The 16,563-nt window shown below is 68.8% G+C and carries 14 protein-coding genes; 2 read left to right on the top strand and 12 right to left on the bottom strand.

The window, feature by feature from the left end:
* Positions 1–37: 37 nt before the first annotated feature.
* From E3O50_RS13390 to E3O50_RS13375, 4 genes are all read right to left on the bottom strand, one after another.
* Positions 38–997 carry an AAA family ATPase gene (locus tag E3O50_RS13390; protein WP_241975540.1) on the bottom strand — a complete coding sequence of 320 codons (960 nt, stop codon included), beginning with the start codon at positions 995–997 and terminating at the stop codon, positions 38–40.
* Positions 998–1,131: 134 nt separating this feature from the next.
* Positions 1,132–1,620 carry a pantetheine-phosphate adenylyltransferase gene (gene coaD / locus E3O50_RS13385; protein WP_134447540.1) on the bottom strand — a complete coding sequence of 163 codons (489 nt, stop codon included), beginning with the start codon at positions 1,618–1,620 and terminating at the stop codon, positions 1,132–1,134.
* Between the two features lie 146 nt (positions 1,621–1,766).
* Positions 1,767–4,004, bottom strand: coding sequence for a cell wall-binding repeat-containing protein (locus E3O50_RS13380; RefSeq protein ID WP_241980942.1), 2,238 nt, complete (start codon positions 4,002–4,004; stop codon positions 1,767–1,769).
* A 434-nt stretch (positions 4,005–4,438) separates the two neighbouring features.
* Positions 4,439–6,679 (bottom strand): ATP-dependent DNA helicase RecG, encoded by a 2,241-nt coding sequence (locus E3O50_RS13375; protein ID WP_134560775.1) that lies wholly within the window; start codon positions 6,677–6,679, stop codon positions 4,439–4,441.
* A gap of 55 nt (positions 6,680–6,734) precedes the next feature.
* On the opposite strand from E3O50_RS13375, the gene rsmD reads away from it, so the two are divergent.
* The gene (rsmD, locus tag E3O50_RS13370; protein WP_134447536.1) at positions 6,735–7,313 is read left to right on the top strand and encodes a 16S rRNA (guanine(966)-N(2))-methyltransferase RsmD; all 579 of its coding nucleotides are present in this window, start codon (positions 6,735–6,737) and stop codon (positions 7,311–7,313) included.
* 15 nt (positions 7,314–7,328) lie between these two features.
* Here the strand turns inward: rsmD and thiL are convergent, their stop codons facing one another.
* Complete coding sequence (thiL, locus tag E3O50_RS13365; RefSeq protein WP_241975542.1) at positions 7,329–8,321, bottom strand: thiamine-phosphate kinase; 993 nt, start codon at positions 8,319–8,321, stop codon at positions 7,329–7,331.
* A 113-nt stretch (positions 8,322–8,434) separates the two neighbouring features.
* Here thiL and E3O50_RS13360 point away from each other — a divergent pair, with 113 nt between their 5' ends.
* Complete coding sequence (locus tag E3O50_RS13360; RefSeq protein WP_134447532.1) at positions 8,435–8,947, top strand: DUF3515 family protein; 513 nt, start codon at positions 8,435–8,437, stop codon at positions 8,945–8,947.
* Positions 8,948–8,967: 20 nt separating this feature from the next.
* Here E3O50_RS13360 and E3O50_RS13355 read toward each other — a convergent pair whose 3' ends face one another.
* The 7 genes from E3O50_RS13355 to E3O50_RS13325 form a co-directional block, all read right to left on the bottom strand.
* The gene (locus E3O50_RS13355; RefSeq protein ID WP_134447530.1) at positions 8,968–10,098 is read right to left on the bottom strand and encodes a D-alanine--D-alanine ligase family protein; all 1,131 of its coding nucleotides are present in this window, start codon (positions 10,096–10,098) and stop codon (positions 8,968–8,970) included.
* Positions 10,001–11,140, bottom strand: a complete 1,140-nt coding sequence (locus E3O50_RS13350) for an NAD(P)H-dependent glycerol-3-phosphate dehydrogenase (RefSeq protein WP_241975530.1) — start codon at positions 11,138–11,140, stop codon at positions 10,001–10,003. The genes E3O50_RS13355 and E3O50_RS13350 overlap by 98 nt, the downstream gene beginning before the upstream one ends.
* Positions 11,130–11,870 (bottom strand): lysophospholipid acyltransferase family protein, encoded by a 741-nt coding sequence (locus tag E3O50_RS13345; RefSeq protein ID WP_241975531.1) that lies wholly within the window; start codon positions 11,868–11,870, stop codon positions 11,130–11,132. Before E3O50_RS13345 ends, E3O50_RS13350 begins: the two co-directional genes overlap by 11 nt.
* A 79-nt stretch (positions 11,871–11,949) precedes the next feature.
* Entirely contained in the window at positions 11,950–13,278 is a 1,329-nt protein-coding gene (gene murA, locus E3O50_RS13340) for a UDP-N-acetylglucosamine 1-carboxyvinyltransferase (protein WP_134448059.1), read from the bottom strand.
* A gap of 104 nt (positions 13,279–13,382) precedes the next feature.
* Entirely contained in the window at positions 13,383–13,991 is a 609-nt protein-coding gene (gene leuD, locus E3O50_RS13335) for a 3-isopropylmalate dehydratase small subunit (protein WP_134560776.1), read from the bottom strand.
* A gap of 2 nt (positions 13,992–13,993) precedes the next feature.
* Positions 13,994–15,487, bottom strand: coding sequence for a 3-isopropylmalate dehydratase large subunit (gene leuC / locus E3O50_RS13330; RefSeq protein ID WP_134448057.1), 1,494 nt, complete (start codon positions 15,485–15,487; stop codon positions 13,994–13,996).
* A gap of 168 nt (positions 15,488–15,655) precedes the next feature.
* Complete coding sequence (locus E3O50_RS13325) at positions 15,656–16,444, bottom strand: protein phosphatase 2C domain-containing protein (protein WP_241975532.1); 789 nt, start codon at positions 16,442–16,444, stop codon at positions 15,656–15,658.
* Between the last annotated feature and the right edge of the window lie 119 nt (positions 16,445–16,563).

Genomic DNA, 16,563 nt, shown 5'->3' with positions numbered 1-16,563 from the left:
ACCGGCCGCGAGGGAGGTCGCCGCGCAGACATGGCGGCTACGGGCGACCGGAGGCGCCGAGCGGCACCGGGGTCGCCGCGAGGATCCGGCGCACGATGTCCTCGAGCAGCGGGCTCGAGTCCTGATGCTGGTGCCCGAGCACCCGGCTGCTCGCCACCAGCCGGTGGCCGAGGACGGCGACGGCAAGCGCATCGATGTCGTCGGGGAGCACGAAGTCACGGCCCTGCAGAGCGGATTGCGCCTTGGCGGCACGGATGAGCTGCAGGGTTGCCCGCGGGCTCGCACCGAGGCGGAGGTCCTTGTCCGAACGGGTGGCCCGCACGATGTCGACGGCGTACTGCTTGACGGCGCTGGAGGCGAAGACACCGCGGGCCGCCGTCATCATGGCCCGCAACTGGGCGCCGGTGACGACGGCGTCGATTCCGGCGAGCGGGCTCGAGGTGTCTCGGGAGTCGAGCATCGCGAGCTCGGAGGTCGTGTCGGGGTAGCCCATCGAGATCCGGGCCATGAAACGGTCCCGCTGGGCCTCGGGGAGGGCGTATGTGCCCTCCATCTCGATCGGATTCTGGGTCGCGACGACCGTGAACGGGAGCGGAAGGAGGTAGGTCGCTCCGTCGACGGTGACCTGGCGTTCCTCCATGCACTCGAGGAGGGCCGACTGGGTCTTCGGGCTCGCCCGGTTGATCTCGTCGCCGATCACGATGTTCGCGAAGATGGCCCCCGGCTTGAACTCGAACCTGCGGTCGACCTGGTTGAAGACGCTCACGCCCGTGACGTCGGAAGGGAGCAGGTCCGGTGTGAACTGGATGCGGCTGACCGAGCAGTCGACTGAGCGGGCGAGGGCCTTGGCCAGCATGGTCTTGCCGACGCCGGGCACGTCCTCGATGAGGAGGTGGCCCTCGGCGAGGAGCACGGTCAGGGCCGTGACGACGGCGGGGTGCTTGCCTGCGATGACCGTTTCGACGTTGCGGACGATGGCCCGGCCGGCCTCGGCCACGAGGTCGAGGTCGAGGTCTGCGTCGGGCGGGGGGTCCGCCCCCGGCGCGGCCGCCGGTACCGGTCGGATGCCCGGGGCGCGCTGCGTCGGGACGCCCGCGGGGACATCCGTTGTCGCGCCGGCGGGCGGGGCGGTCACACGGGTGCCTTTTGCAGGTACTGCGCGACGACGCGGGGCACGTATGGCGAGATGTCGCCGCCGAGCGCGGCGACCTGTCGCACGAGGGAGCTGGACACGTGGGCATTCGCAGGGTCAGGCAGCATGAAGATGGTCTCGACGCCCGCGAGGTTGCGGTTCACGATCGCCATCGGTGTCTCGTATGCGACGTCGACCTGGGAACGGATGCCCTTGATGAGCACGCTTGCCCCGACCTCGAGGCAGTAGTCGACGAGCAGTCCCATGCTCCAGGACGCGACGATGATGGTGTCCGGGAGGCCGGCGTCTGCGATCGCCCGCTGCAGAAGGGAGACGCGCTGGCTGATCGGCAGGAGGGCCGTCTTGTCGGGGTTGTGCACGACGAGCACGTGCACTTCATCGAAGAGGCCCGCCGCCCGTTCGATCACGTCGAGGTGACCCAGCGTGACGGGGTCGAATGAACCAGGGACAACGGCGATCCTGCGCATACGCAATACCCTAACGCGCGAGCACGTCTCGCGCCTCCCCGGGCGGCACACTCTCGGCATTCGCCCTGCTGGGAGGCCAAATTCGCCGGCCAGCGATCGCGCGCGAAAGGCCAGGCGGAGTCTCCCGCCTGGCCTTCGTGCGCGATCTAGCCGACCAGGGCCAGCGACTGGGCCATGACCGCGTCGGACACCGCGAGGTTTCCGCCGAGAATCACGATCCGGCCCGGCTTCAACCGGGCGAGCTCCGCCGCGATGACGGCGGGAATGCCGTTGGGCTGGACGAGGAGCACCGGTCCCTGGTTCACGCCGGCGGCACCTGCACCGGACAATGCATCCTGGTAAGTCTCGCCCGTGGCCAGATAGACCACCGGCACACCCGGTGTCGGGAACGTCCCAGCGGAGATCGCGGCCGACGTGCCATAGGCATCCTGACCCCACAACCGCGTCGTCGGCGCGATCCCGGAGAGGCTCGCGAAGACACCATCCGAGACAGCCAGATTGCCGCCGAGCACCACGATCCTGGCCGGCTTCAACCGGGCAAGCTCTGCCGCGATGACACCCGGGATCCCATTGGGCTGGACGAGCAGCACCGGACCCTTGTTCACCCCGGCAGCACCGGCACCGGACAATGCATCCTGGTACGTCTCACCCGTCGCAACGTACGCGACAGGCACACCCGGCGTCGGGAACGTCCCAGCGGAGATCGCGGCCGACGTGCCATAGGCATCCTGACCCCACAACCGCGTGGCCGTCGCCGCGGCGGGCGCAGCCACTGCGGCGCTCGCGACGCTCGTCGCGGAAACCGCGGGAAGGCCGGTGGCCGTGCCGGTGACCGTCACGGTGACGGTCTTCCCCTGGTCGGCGAGGACGGGTGTATACGTCACGGCTGTTGCACCGGGAACGGCGACCCCTCCAACCGACCACTGGTAGGTGAAAACGATCGGAACCGGGGTCCAGGCTCCGGGAACGGCGGTGAGGACCTGTCGGACCGCGGCAACACCTGTGATGGTCGGGACGGCCGGCGTCACGAGGGTCGCAGGGGCCCCGACGGTGTCGTACAGGGCGTAGTCGTCAGTCACGAGCGTGCCGTTGCTGATCAGGTTGAGTCCGAAGCTGATCCCGGTGACGCCGGCAGGCACGACCGGCGTCGTCCAGGCCACCTGGGTGTACGCGGTCGCCGCGTTGTACAACGGGCCAGAGGTCTGGTAGATCCAGCCACCGTCCGCGTTGCGATAGTAGAGGTCGAATTGGGTGGGCACGGTCGATTTGTACCAGGCTCTCAGGGAATAGGTGTGACCGGGGGTCGCCGTCGGTGCACAGGTTCCGAGGTCCTGCATCAGGGCGAGTTTCGCATCGCCGCTGGTCAGGCCCGTCACCACGAGCTGTTCTGCTTTCGTACCGGTATGCGCTTCTGCGGCTGTGGTGAGCGTCGTGAATGTCGCGGTGCTCACTCCAAACCCGCCCTGCTGCCAGCACTCCGGCGGCAGCGTGGTTCCGGCCGGCGGCACCACCGTGCTCGCCGTCTCGAGGCTGGGGTTCAGCACGCCGTTCTCACCGGCGGCCGGAGCTGCCCGGAAGCTGTTCGTGGACGCCACCAGAGGCTTCCCCGTTCCGCCGAGGACCTCGTGAACGGTTTTGACGATCGTGTTGGTGGTTGAAAGGGGGGATGTGGGCGTGCGGACCTTGAGCCAGTCGACGAACTGCTGGAAGAGCGTTGGCGTGATGGTCAGGTTCAGCGGGTCGCACACCCCCGGTGCGGTGTCGCAGACGTGGTGGAAGGTCAGCTGGACCCAGCCTCCGCCGTGGGTCTCGGCATCCGTCACGGTCTTCTGCAGGGTGGCGAGGGTCCAGGTCGAGTCGACTTCCTCGGGAGCCCGGGTCTGGAACGCGTCGGCCGGCGGAATCGTCTCGGCGAACACACCGGTCGTGCCGCCGACGTCGCCGAGCATGCGTCCGCTGTTGAAGCCGCACGCACTCACGGCCGCCGCGACTGCGGGGCTCACGGTCGCGAACGGGTAGGCGAAGTCCGTCGTGGTCTTGAATCCCCAGTCGTCGAGGGTATTCCGGCCCTGGCAGATCTGCTTGGTGACCTCGGCGGCGGGCAGGGTCGTCAGGTCGGGGTGGCTCACGGTGTGGCCCCCGATCTCGTGCCCGCTTGCTGCCATCGCGGTCAGTTGCGGGACGGTCAGATAGTTGGATGCGCCGATCCAGCCGGTCGTGATGAAGAAGGTTCCCTTAAGTCCCGCCGCGTCGAGGATCGAAACGGCCGCACTCTGGTCGGCGTCGCCGTCGTCGAACGTGAGGCTCACGACGGTCACCGGGTCGGTGGTCGCGGCCTGGGACGGGAGGGCCGTCCCCAGAACGGAACCGAGGGACAGCAGCATCACGGACGCTGTTCCGAAGGCGCGCCACCTGGGCCGCCGCCGGAGGGGACTACGCAAGGTCACTCGCAGCGAGTCGCTTGTGTAAGCGGGTTCGGACTGGGACATGTCAACTTCCGTTCGGGCGTCGGGAATCGAATGGTGGGCGAGTGCGTGGGCCGGGTGTGTTCCAGCGCTGTGTGGTCGACGATTCCCGGTGGACGGCACCCGGGTCGATGAAGCTCTTCACCGAGCCCGGATAGACTCCCAAATCGTCCCCGATCGCGCTGGTGCGCAACCCGGGGGAAGGACCTGTTTGATTGTTGAGGCACCGTAGCACCGCGCTCGCGGGACGGGATAGGCCGGGAATCACCCCCACTTCGCGGGTCGCCGGGTGCCCGAAACGACCCAGACCGGTGGCGATGGCGTCGGCCAGGTCTCATTCGGCGGCGCGGAGTTCAGCCCTTGGTGAGCGAGGCCCGTTCCGCGTCGTCGAGTCGCCGGCGCACCGCATCGCGCAGGGCAGGCACGCTCGCGAACTCGGGGTCATCCGCCGCGAGCTCCTGTGCGTGGGTGCGCGCCTCGAGGATGAGTTCGCCGTCGGTCGCGACCCGGAGCAGCCGCAGCGAGGAACGCCCGCCGGACTGCGTGCTGCCGAGCACATCGCCTTCCCTGCGCAGCTCGAGGTCGATCTCGGCGAGCTCGAAACCGTCGAGGGTTGCGGCGACGGCCTCGACCCTCGACCGGGCGAGAGAGTCGACTTCCGCACGGGTGACGAGCAGGCAGAGCCCCGGCACCCCGCCGCGGCCGACCCTCCCGCGCAACTGGTGGAGCTGCGAGACGCCGAACCTGTCGGCGTCGAGCACCACCATCACCGAAGCGTTCGGCACGTCGACGCCGACCTCGATCACCGTGGTGGCCACGAGCACATCGATCTGGCCCGCGGCGAAGGCGAGCATGGTCTGGTCCTTCTGGTCCGCGGTCATCCGGCCGTGCAGCGGTTCGATCCTGGCCGCTGCGAGCTCCGGCCGGGAGCGCAACCTCTCGAGCACGACCTCGACGGATTCCGGGGGCACGGCCGGCGCGGCGTCGGCGGCGCCCTTCTCTGTCGCCGGCTGTTCGAATTCCTCGCCCTCCTCAAGTTCCTTCGGCGCGATCGCAGGGCACACGACGAAACCCTGCCGGCCGAGGGCGAGCTCCTCGGCCAGCCTGGTCCAGACGCGCGAGAAGGTCTGCGGCTTTTCGGCGAGCGCCACAACATAGGTCTGGATGCCCTGCCTGCCTGCCGGGAGCATCGCGATCGTCGACACGTCGAGGTCGCCGAAGACCGTCATGGCCACCGTGCGCGGGATCGGTGTCGCCGTCAGCACGAGGAGGTGTGGTGGCACAGCACCCTTGAGGCGGAGTGCCTCCCGCTGATCGACGCCGAAGCGGTGCTGTTCGTCGATGACCACGAGTCCGAGGTCGAAGAACGACACCGATTCGGCCAGGAGGGCGTGCGTGCCGATCACGATCCTGGCCTGGCCGGAGACCGCTCGCAGCAACGCCTTGCGTCGAAGGGCGACGGGCAGTTTGCCGGTCAGCAGCACGGGCACAAGTTCTGCGGCCAGGTCGGGGCCGAGGATCTGCACGATCGACCGCAGATGCTGGGCCGCGAGCACCTCCGTCGGCGCAAGCAGGGCGGCCTGCCCCCCGGTGTCGGCGACGGCGAGCATCGCCCGCAGCGCGACGAGCGTCTTGCCTGAACCGACCTCGCCCTGCAGGAGCCGGTTCATCGGTGCGGTGTCGGCGAGGTCCCTCGCGATCTCGGCGCCGACGGTCAGCTGGTCGCCGGTGAGGGTGAACGGAAGGCGGGCGTCGAAGCGTTCGAGGTACCCGCCGGGGACGGGCACCCGTGCGGTCGACTTCGTCGCCCTGGCGGCGTTTCGCTGCTGCACGAGCGCGCTCTGCAGCACGAATGCCTCGGTGAACCGAAGGGTGTCGCGGGCCCTGATCCAGTCGGCGTCGACGGCGGGTTGGTGGATGAGCTCGAGGGCCTTCCGGTGCGGCAGCAGGCCGCGTTCGGAGCGGAGCGCAGGCGGGAGCGGGTCCTCGACGGGGCCGAGGTGCTTGAGTATCTTTCCGACGATCGTCTGGAAGTCCCAGCTCGCGACCGCGGCGGTCGCCGGGTAGACCGGGACGGGCTCGACGAGCCAGGCCTCGCCTTCCGTGGGAATCTCGTGTTCCTGTTCCTCGTCGCTCCCGGCGACGAAGAGCTTGTAGTGCGGATGCGCCAGCTGCAGCTGGTTCTTGAACGAGGTGACCTTGCCGGTGAACATGCCGCGGGTGCCCGGTGCGAGCAGCTTCTCGCGCCAGGCCTGGTTGAAGAACGTGAGGGTGAGGATGCCGCGGCCGTCGGAGATCTTGACGGTCGTGATCGAGCCCTTGCGGGTCTTCATGTCGTGGGTGGAGATCGAACGCACCTCGGCGAAGATCGTGACCTGTTCGTCGAGCGGCAGTTCGCTGATCGCGCTGAGCTCTCCGCGCCTGGCGTAGCGGCGAGGGTAATGACTGAGCAGGTCGCCGACGGTGCGCATGTCGAACGCCTTGGCGAGCGATTTCGCTTCGGCGGCCGTTATCGTTCCGTGTGCCGTGAGCGGGGTATCCAGGGTCAGGGCGCCGGTGAGCTTCTCGCCGTCCGCCGCGGTCGCATCCGTCATCCTTCGATCGTAGGCGCGGCCGCCGACACTGCGGTCCGGCTAGGCTCGAACGGACATGACGCGCATCATCTCCGGGTTCGCCGGTTCCCTGCCCCTCGCTGTTCCCAAGTCGGGCACACGCCCCACGAGCGACCGGGTGCGCGAGGCGATCTTCTCCGCCCTCGACGCCCGTGACATCATCCGGGGCGCCCGGGTGCTCGACCTCTACGCGGGCTCCGGTTCCCTCGGGCTCGAGGCCGCGAGCAGGGGTGCCCGCATCGTGACCCTTGTCGAGAACAGCTACGGGGCCGCTCAGATGTGCCGGAAGAACACCGACGCGGTGCTCAAGGCCGCCCCGAAGAAGGACGCCCCGTCGATCCGCGTCTCCGCGCAGGCCGTGCAGTCATTCCTCGCGGCGACGGGCGACGGGTTCGAACTCGTCTTCCTCGACCCGCCGTATGAGCTCTCCGACGTCGAACTCGGGCACAACCTGCTCGCCCTGACCCCCCTGCTCGACCCGGACGCCCTCGTCGTCGTCGAGCGCAGCTCCCGCTCCCCCGAGCCGTCCTGGGGTCCTGGCCTCGCTTCCGAGCGCCGCAAGGACTACGGCGACACGACCGTCTGGTACGCCGCCCCGGTGCTCGCCGGCCCATAGCCGCCGCAGGCGCGGTCAGCCGAGGGCGCCGTCCCAGCCGCGGTACGGGTCCCAGCCGCCCTGCTCGTGTGTGCGGCCGTCGACGAGGACCGTGCCCGCGGCATCCGTCGCCGTGCCGATCACACGGAAGCCCTCCGGCAGCACGGCGCCGGCAGGGAAGGTCGCGAGCAGGCCGTGGTCCTCGCCGCCGCCGAGCGCGAGCCCGACGCTGTCGCCGAGGGAGTCCGCCGCGAAGTCGATTCCGACCCCGCTCGCCTTGGCCAGGCGCCCGGCATCGATGAAGAGGCCGTCGGAGAGGTCCATCATTGCGGTCGCCCCCGCGAGGGACGCGGCAGGGCCGCGGTCGATCGGCGGTGTCGGGGCGAGCTGGGCGCCCACCTCGACCGGGTAGCGCTCCCGGACGGCCGCGGCGAGCGCGGCATCCGGAACACCGTTCGTGTCGACTCCGTGCCGGAAGAGCAGTGCGAGGCCGGCCCCTGCCTCACCGAGCCCCCCGGCGAGGGCCACGACGTCGCCTGCACGCGCTCCGGAGCGCAGAACCGGTTCCCGTCCCTCCAGGTCTCCGAAGGCCGTCACGGCCAGCGTGAGGGCGTCAGAGGCGGACAGGTCGCCGCCGACGACGCCACACCCCGGCGCGAGCGCAGCGCAGCAGTCCCGGAGCCCGTCGGCGATGCCCTCGATCACGGAGATGGGGGTCGACGGCGGGGCCGCGATCGCGACGACGAGCGCCGTCGGGCGCGCGCCCATGGCCGCGACGTCGGACAGGTTGGTGGCCGCGGCCTTCCAGCCGAGGTCGTGCGGGGTCGACCAGGCCATCCGGAAGTCCGGCCCCTGGATCATCATGTCGGTCGTGACGACGTATCGCCCGTCGGGGGCGCGGAGCACGGCGGCATCGTCGCCGGGGCCGAGCAGCTGAGTCGCAGCATCCGGCAGCCGCGGGAAGATGCGGGCGAGCACCTCGCCCTCGCTGAGCTCGGCGAGGGTCTCGGTCGCCGGTCCGGCGTTCATCGCAGCGGCACCGGTGTCTCGCACAGCCCGCGATTCCGACGCAGCCGCCGGGGATGCGTTCGCGGCAGGGGTTCTCGCAGCAGTGGTCATCTTCAAACGGTAGCCTGAATGGAATGTCTCTCCGCTCCCGTACCCGCCGCAGTCTCGCCACGTCGACGCTCGCCCTGGCCGGCGTCGTGCTCCTGAGCGGATGCACGGCGAGCGTCGCCCTCGAACCCGCGGCGGACGCAGTGAACCCCGGTTGTGCAGACGTCGTCGTTCACCTGCCGACGCTCGTCGCCGACCAGGCCGAACGCGAAACGAACGCCCAGGCGACGGGTGCGTGGGGCAGCCCGGCCGCCGTGCTGCTGCACTGCGGCGTCGCGGTGCCTGCCCCCACGACGCTGCCGTGCCTCAACGTCAACGGCATCGACTGGATCGAAGACGACTCCGCCGCTCCGCTCTACCGGTACACGACCTACGGCCGCACCCCGGCGAGTGAGGTCGTCATCGACTCTGGCAAGGTCAGCGGCTCGACGGTGCTCGTCGACCTGGCCGCCGTGATGGCGGTCATCCCCGCGACGGCCAAGTGCCTCGGGGCCGCCGACGTGACCCTGCCGACCGACGGCGGAACCCTCGCGCCCTGAACGACGCCTGCCGCCCCTGATCAGGCAGGAAGCGGGTCCCGCGCCGGGACGCCGCGGCGGGCGAGCGCGACTGAGATCAATTCGTCGATGAGCGCGGGATAGGTGTAGCCGCTCTGAAGCCAGCACGTCGGGAACATCGAGATCGGCGTGAAGCCGGGCATGGTATTGATCTCGTTGATGACCCAGCCGGTGTCAGTCAGGAAGAAGTCGACCCGCGCCAGCCCGGCGCCGTCGATGGCGTCGAACGCCCGGATCGCCATCCGCTGCATCTCGGCGAGCTCGGCCGGGGTCAGGGCCGCAGGGCACACCAGTTCGATGCCCGCTGCCCCCAGGTACTTGGCGTCGAAGTCGTAGAAGTCACGCCCGGTGACGAGTACTTCTCCGGCGACGGATGCCCGCGACGGCTCCCCCGGACGGCCCTGCAGCACGGCCACCTCGAGTTCGCGGCCCACGAGGCCCGCCTCGATCAGGACCTTGTCGTCCTCCGCGAGGGCGGTCTCCATGGCACGGACCAGCTCGGCGGGGTCTGTGACCCGGCTCACGCCGACGCTCGACCCGGCGCGGGCCGGCTTGACGAAGGCGGGCAGCCCGAGTTCGGCGAGGGCCGCGTAGGCCATTCCCGGCGCTTCGGCCCAGTCGGCCGCAGTGATCGTGCGCCACGGTGCGACCGGAAGGGAGGCCTGCTGAAAAACGGTCTTGGTGAAGTGCTTGTCCATCCCGAGCGCCGAGGCGAGCACGCCGGATCCGACGAACGGCAGGCCGAGGAGTTCGAGGAGACCCTGGATGGTGCCGTCCTCACCGTACGGGCCGTGCAGGATCGGGAAGACGAGGTCGACGCTGCCGAGCACGCGGGCTGCGGCGCCGGGGGCGTCGACGACACGGAGCGTGCGGTCGAGGGACGATTCCGGCCAGTGCACCCGGCTGCCGTTGTCGGTGACGACGGGAAGCTCCGCTGCCGAGGATCCGAGCGCGAAGTGCGCCGGGTCATCCGCTTCGAGCACGAACGCGCCGTCGCGGGTGATCCCGATCGGGATCACGTCGTAACGCGACCGGTCAATTGCCGCCAGGACTCCGCCGGCCGTGGCGCAGCTGATCGAGTGTTCGCTTGACCGACCCCCAAAGAGCAGCGCTACCGTGAGCTTGTCCGTCATCAATTGTCCTTTCGCCCTGCGGTTCCGCCGAATCCGTGGTGAGGTGAGGGGCGATGTCCCGCGGTTTCAGCGTACCGGCCAGCACCTGCCGCACCTGTTCGACGATGGGCATGTCGACACCCTTGGCCCTGGCGAGATCGAGGATCGGTCCGACGGAGGCGAGGCCTTCCGTGGTCTGCTGCATCTGCTTGACGACATCCGCGATGCTGTAGCCCTGGCCGAGGAGCCGCCCGGCCGTGTTGTTGCGGGAGAGCGGGGACTGGCAGGTGGCGATGAGGTCGCCGAGGCCGGCGAGGCCGGCGAGGGTCTCCGGCTGGGCGCCGTATGCGACGGCGAAGTCGGTCATCTCGACGAGGCCGCGGGTGATGATCGAGGCCTTGGTGTTCTCGCCGTAGCCGACACCGTCGACGATGCCGATCGCGACGGCGATGAGGTTCTTCAGCACGCCGCCGAATTCGGTGCCGATCACGTCGGTGTTGACGTAGGAGCGGAAGTAGCTGTTGGTCGCGAGGATCGCGACGGCCTGGGCGGTCTCGAGGCTCGTCGAGGACACCACGGCGGCCGTCGGCTGCTCCCTGGCGATTTCGAGGGCGAGGTTGGGTCCGGAGATCGCGGCGATGTGGTGCGGGTCGACGGGCAGCATCTCTTCGATGATCTGGCTCATCCGCTGGCCGGAGCCGCGTTCGACGCCCTTCATGAGCGACACCAGGATGGCGTCGGGCTCGAGGAACGGTTCCATCAGGACGAGGTTCTCCCGCAGCGACTGGCTCGGGACCGAGATGAAGACCTGCTCGGCTCCTGCGAGGGCCTGGTCGAGGTGCGGGGTCGCGCGGAGGCCGATCGGGAGGTTGATGCCGGGAAGGTAGTCGCTGTTCCTCCGGCCCTCCGTGATCTCGCGGGCCAGTTCCGGCCGGCGGGCCCAGAGCACGACGTCGGCGCCGCCGTCGCTCAGGATCTTGGCGAAGGTCGTCCCCCAGCTTCCCGCTCCGAGCACGGCGACGCGCGTACCGACAGGGACACCCTGCCGTTGTTTAGCCTTCAAAACGGCCGGTCTCCTTCTGGTCGTGCTCGGAGGGGTTCCAGCGTTTCGCCGGGGCCTTCTCGCCGCGGAGGTCCTCGAGGAGCCCGGTGATGGCATCCATCAGGATGGCCGTGGCCTCGTTCAGGGTCGCCGTGTCGAGGCTGCGTCCCTTGAACTCGTCGAAGGACAGCGGATCGCCGATTTTCACGTGGATGGTCTTGCGGGGAAACGGGCTGATCCGTTTCGAATACCGCGGCATCAGGTCCTGGGTGCCCCAGTGGGCGATCGGCACGATCGGGATGCCCTGCTCGAGTGCGATCCGCACGGCACCGGTCTTCCCGCGCATCGGCCAGAGCTCGGGGTCGCGGGTGAGCGAACCCTCGGGGTACACGATGACCATCTGGCCGCGCTCGACGAGCCGCCTGGCGGCCTTGACCGGTTCGTTGCCACGCGCGACCCCGCCCCGTTCGACGGGGATCTGGCCGGACTTGCGCAGCAGCCAGCCGAGTACGGGGATCTTGAAGACGGATGCCTTCGCCATGAACCGGGGAGCACGCCCGAGCTTCCACGCGAGTGCGCCGACGACGATCGGGTCGATTTCACTGAAGTGATTCGGCGACAGCACGAACGCCCCGGTCTGCGGGAACTTCCGGACGTCGGTCACCCGGTACCGCACCGCAAGGTTGACCGCAGGGAGCACGATCGTCGCGAGGATCCAGAACACCGACGGCTGTGTGGTTTCCTTGCGCACCCTCACCGGTTTCGCGGACGGATCGGGTTCGACGGACGGTTCGGATGACGGACTTGCTCCATTGACTGGCACAGGGCCATTATCCTTCGAGATCGAAGTCCGCCCCCAACAGCCGCAGCTTCGTGATGAAGTTTTCGTAGCCACGGCTGATGATTCCCACGTTGCTGACCGTCGAGGTGCCCTCGGCGGTGAGCGCCGCGATCAGGTGGCTGAAGCCGCCGCGCAGGTCGGGAACCTCGATGTCGGCGCCGTGCAGCTTCGTCGGCCCCGCGATGACGGCGGAGTGGTTGAAGTTGCGCTGTCCGAAGCGGCACGGGTGGCCGCCGAGGCATTCGCGGTGGATCTGGATCGTCGCGCCCATCTCGACGAGGGCGTCGACGAAGCCGAAGCGTTGTTCGTAGACGGTTTCGTGCACGATCGACACGCCGTGGGCGTGGGTGAGGGCGATCACGAGCGGCTGCTGCCAGTCGGTCATGAAGCCGGGGTGCACATCCGTTTCGATGACGACGGGCTTGAGGTCGCCGCCCGGGTGATAGAAGCGGATGCCGTCGTCGTGGATCTCGAAGGCGCCTCCGACCTTACGGAACACGTTGAGGAAGGTCAGCATCTCGGACTGGCGTGCGCCGCCGACGAAGATGTCACCGTCGGTCGCGAGCGCGGCTGCCGCCCAGCTCGCGGCCTCGTTCCGGTCGAAGAGCGCCCGGTGGTTGAAGCCCTCGAGTCGTTCGACGCCCTCGATGCGGATGACCCGGTCGGTGTCGACCGTGATGATCGCACCCATCTTCTGCAGGATGTTGATCAGGTCCATGATCTCGGGCTCGATCGCCGCGCCCTTGAGCTCGGTGATGCCCTCGGCGCGTACGGCGGTGAGCAGGACCTGCTCCGTCGCCCCGACGCTCGGGTACGGGAGGGAGACCTTGGCCCCGTGCAGGCCGTTCGGGGCCGACATGCGGATGCCGTTGGGCTGCTTGTCGACGACGGCGCCGAACTTGCGCAGCACCTCGAGGTGGTAGTCGATCGGCCGGTCGCCGATGCGGCAGCCGCCGAGGTCGGGGATGAACGCCTCGCCGAGGCGGTGCAGCAGCGGTCCGCAGAACAGGATCGGGATGCGGGAGGACCCCGCGTGCGCGTCGATCGCGGCGAAGTGCGCGCTCTCGACGTCGACGGGGTCGAGCAGGAGTTCTCCGGGCTCTGGCCCGTCGGTCACCTTGACGCCGTGCACCGCGAGCAGCTCGCGCACGATGCGCACGTCGCTGATGTTGGGCACGTTCTTCAGGATGCTCGGGCTCTCGCCGAGCAGGGAGGCGACCATGGCCTTGGTGACCAGGTTCTTCGCGCCCTTGAGTTCGATCCGGCCGATCAGCGGGATGCCGCCGCGAATCGTGATCTTGTCGCCTTTCAGCCCCACAGCGGCCCCCCAGCTCTGTGCGTTCTCACGGTTTTGTTCGTCTTCGAGGAGCTGCGCCTTCACGGCTGCGTCTTCACGATTCTGGGCGATCTCGCTGATGGTACTCACAAATTTACCTGCCTTGCGGGGAGAGTACGGGGCCGCCACGGCTCCCGATGGGATTCGAATTCTGCGATCCGCGCTTCATCACGCAGGGTCAGGCCAATGTCGTCGAGGCCTTCGAGCAGGCGCCAACGGGTGTAGTCGTCGACCTGGAATGGCACTGTGAAATCGCCGACGCGTGCTGTACGCGCAACCAGATCGACGGTGAGTTCTATTCCCGGGTCGGCCTCGATGATGCTCCAGAGCTTCTGGGCATCGTCCTCGGTGATCTGCGCGGCAAGGAGGCCCTGTTTGCCGGCATTGCCGCGGAAGATATCGCCGAACCGGGGGCAGAGCACCACGTCGAAGCCGTAGTCGCGCAGCGCCCAGACGGCGTGTTCGCGAGACGATCCCGTGCCAAAGTCCGCGCCGGCGACGAGAATGCGCGCGCCCGCGTACTCCGGCCGGTTCAGCACGAATTCGGGGTCCGTTCGCCAGGCGGCGAAGAGCGCGTCCTCGAAACCGGTCTTGGTGACGCGTTTGAGGTAGACGGCGGGGATGATCTGGTCCGTGTCGACGTTGGAGCGGCGCAGCGGCAGGGCGATGCCCGTGACGGTTGTGAACTTGTCCATGGTCAGAGTGCTCCATCCAGTGCCGGTGCCGCAGCAGGGGCCAGTTCGGCCGGGATCGCGTCGGCGGGGACGAGGCCGTCCGCGACGAGGTCCCACGGGCTCGACAGCGTGCCGCGGATGGCGGTGGCCGCCGCGACGAGCGGGGAGACCAGGTGGGTGCGGCCGCCCTTGCCCTGGCGGCCCTCGAAGTTGCGGTTGCTCGTCGAGGCGCAGCGTTCGCCGGGGGCCAGCTGGTCCGGGTTCATGCCGAGGCACATCGAGCAGCCCGCGAATCGCCATTCGGCACCGAAATCGGTGAAGACCTTGTCGAGGCCTTCCGCCTCCGCTTCGATGCGAACCCGGGCGGACCCGGGGACCACCAGCATCCGCACGCCGGGGGCGAGCGTCTGCCCGCGCACGATGTCGGCGGCGGCACGCAGGTCTTCGACGCGGCTGTTGGTGCACGAGCCGAGGAACACGGTGTCGACCCGGATGTCCTTCATACGAGTGCCGGCCGCGAGGTCCATGTATTCGAGGGCGCGCTCGGCGGCGGCGCGCTCGTTGGCGTCGGCGACGTCGGCCGGGTCAGGCACGGTCTCGCTCAGCGAGACGCCCTGGCCGGGGTTGGTGCCCCAGGTCACGAAGGGCTCGAGGGTGTCGGCGTCGAGAACGACCTCCGCGTCGAACACGGCGCCCTCATCGGTCGCGAGGGTCTCCCAGTACGCGACCGCGTCGTCCCAGTCCTGACCGGCCGGCGCGTGGGCGCGACCCTTCAGGTAGGCGTACGTCGTCGCATCCGGTGCGACCATGCCCGCGCGGGCGCCCGCCTCGATCGACATGTTGCAGATGGTCATGCGGCCCTCCATCGAGAGGGCGCGGATGGCGCTGCCGCGGTATTCGAGCACGTAGCCCTGTCCGCCGCCGGTGCCGATCTTCGCGATCACGGCGAGGATGACGTCCTTGGCGGTGACGCCGGGGCGCAGGGCGCCTTCGACGGTGATGGCCATGGTCTTGAACGGCTGCAGGGGCAGGGTCTGGGTGGCCATGACGTGTTCGACCTCGCTCGTGCCGATGCCGAGGGCCATCGCCCCGAAGGCGCCGTGCGTGGAGGTGTGCGAGTCGCCGCAGACGACGGTGATGCCCGGTTGGGTGAGCCCGAGCTGGGGTCCGACGACGTGCACGATGCCCTGCTCGATGTCACCGAGCGAGTGCAGCCGCACGCCGAATTCCTCGCAATTGCGGCGGAGCGTCTCGATCTGGGTGCGGCTCGTCAGGTCCTTGATCGGCCGGTCGATGGCGAGCGTCGGAGTGTTGTGATCCTCGGTCGCGATCGTCAGGTCCGGTCGGCGCAGCGGCCGGCCGGCGAGGCGCAGCCCATCGAAAGCTTGCGGGCTCGTGACCTCGTGCACGAGGTGCAGGTCGATGTAGATGAGATCCGGGGTTCCGTCGGAACCCTTGCTGACCAGGTGTTTGTCCCAGACCTTCTCGGCCAGGGTCCGCGGGCGTTCGCCGGACATCGATGCTTTAGTCATGTGTGTGCGTCTTCCTCAAGATTTGATGGCAGCCAACGACAGTCTCCGCGACGAGGGAGGCCTCAGAATTGGGACTCGTCGCGGCAGATAAGAAGGAGTCGACCGAACAGCACCCGGACAGGCTAACACTTCGCGCCGAGTCTTCGCCGAAGGTCACGACGGTGACACGACCGATTCGACGAAGACGACCGTGACATTGTCGTGCCCGCCGCGCGCGAGCGCCTCGTCGACGAGGGCGTCCACAACGGCCTGCTGGCCGTTGGCCTGCTGCTCGGCGAGGAGCCTCGAGATGTCGTCAGGCTCGAGCTCCTTGGTGAGGCCGTCGGAACAGATCAGGAAGGCACGGTGACCGGATGCCGGCACGAGCCAGACGTCAGCGTCGACGAACTCATCGGTTCCGATCGCCCTCGTGATGATGTTCCGTTCGGGGTGCAGTTCGGCGGACCGAGGCGTGATCAGTCCCGCGTCGACGAGTTCCTGCACCGCGGAGTGGTCGACGGACAGCTGGGCGAGGTGAACCCCGTCCCACGTGTAGATGCGGGAGTCGCCCACGTTGAAGGCCATCCAGTGCAGGCCGATGTCCGCACCGGCATCGACGAAGGCAACCCCGGCCAGCGTCGTGCCGCTCACCGCGGTTCCGAAGTCCTCCGCGCCGCTCAGGTCGCGTACCGCGTCGTTGGACGAGTGGATGGCGTCGAGGATGCGCTCGGGGGTTGAAGGACGGCCAGCCTCGATGTGTTCTTCGAAGACTCTCAGGACGGTCTGGCTCGCCTCGTCGCCGTGGGCGTGCCCGCCCATCCCGTCGGCCACGAGAAAGACCGGAGAGTGCGCCATGAAGCTGTCCTCATTGAGCTGCCGGACCTGGCCGACCTCGCTGCGCGCGCCGACGGTGAACGAGACCGTCACCGTTGGGAGGGTCATCGTGTCTGCGCTCTGGACCAAGCCGGTACTCCCTCGTGCTGCGGCGCGTGTTCCGAGCCGACCCGATCGCGCCTCGACGAGGCGTCAGAGACCCACGGTACCAATTCGGGGGAACTTTTCGCGCCGCCAGGACACGTCGC

Source organism: Cryobacterium sp. MDB1-18-1, assembly GCF_004402735.1.
Lineage (GTDB): Bacteria > Actinomycetota > Actinomycetes > Actinomycetales > Microbacteriaceae > Cryobacterium > Cryobacterium glucosi.
Note: the sequence above shows the minus strand (reverse complement) of the source record. Positions and strands in the feature narration are given on the sequence as shown.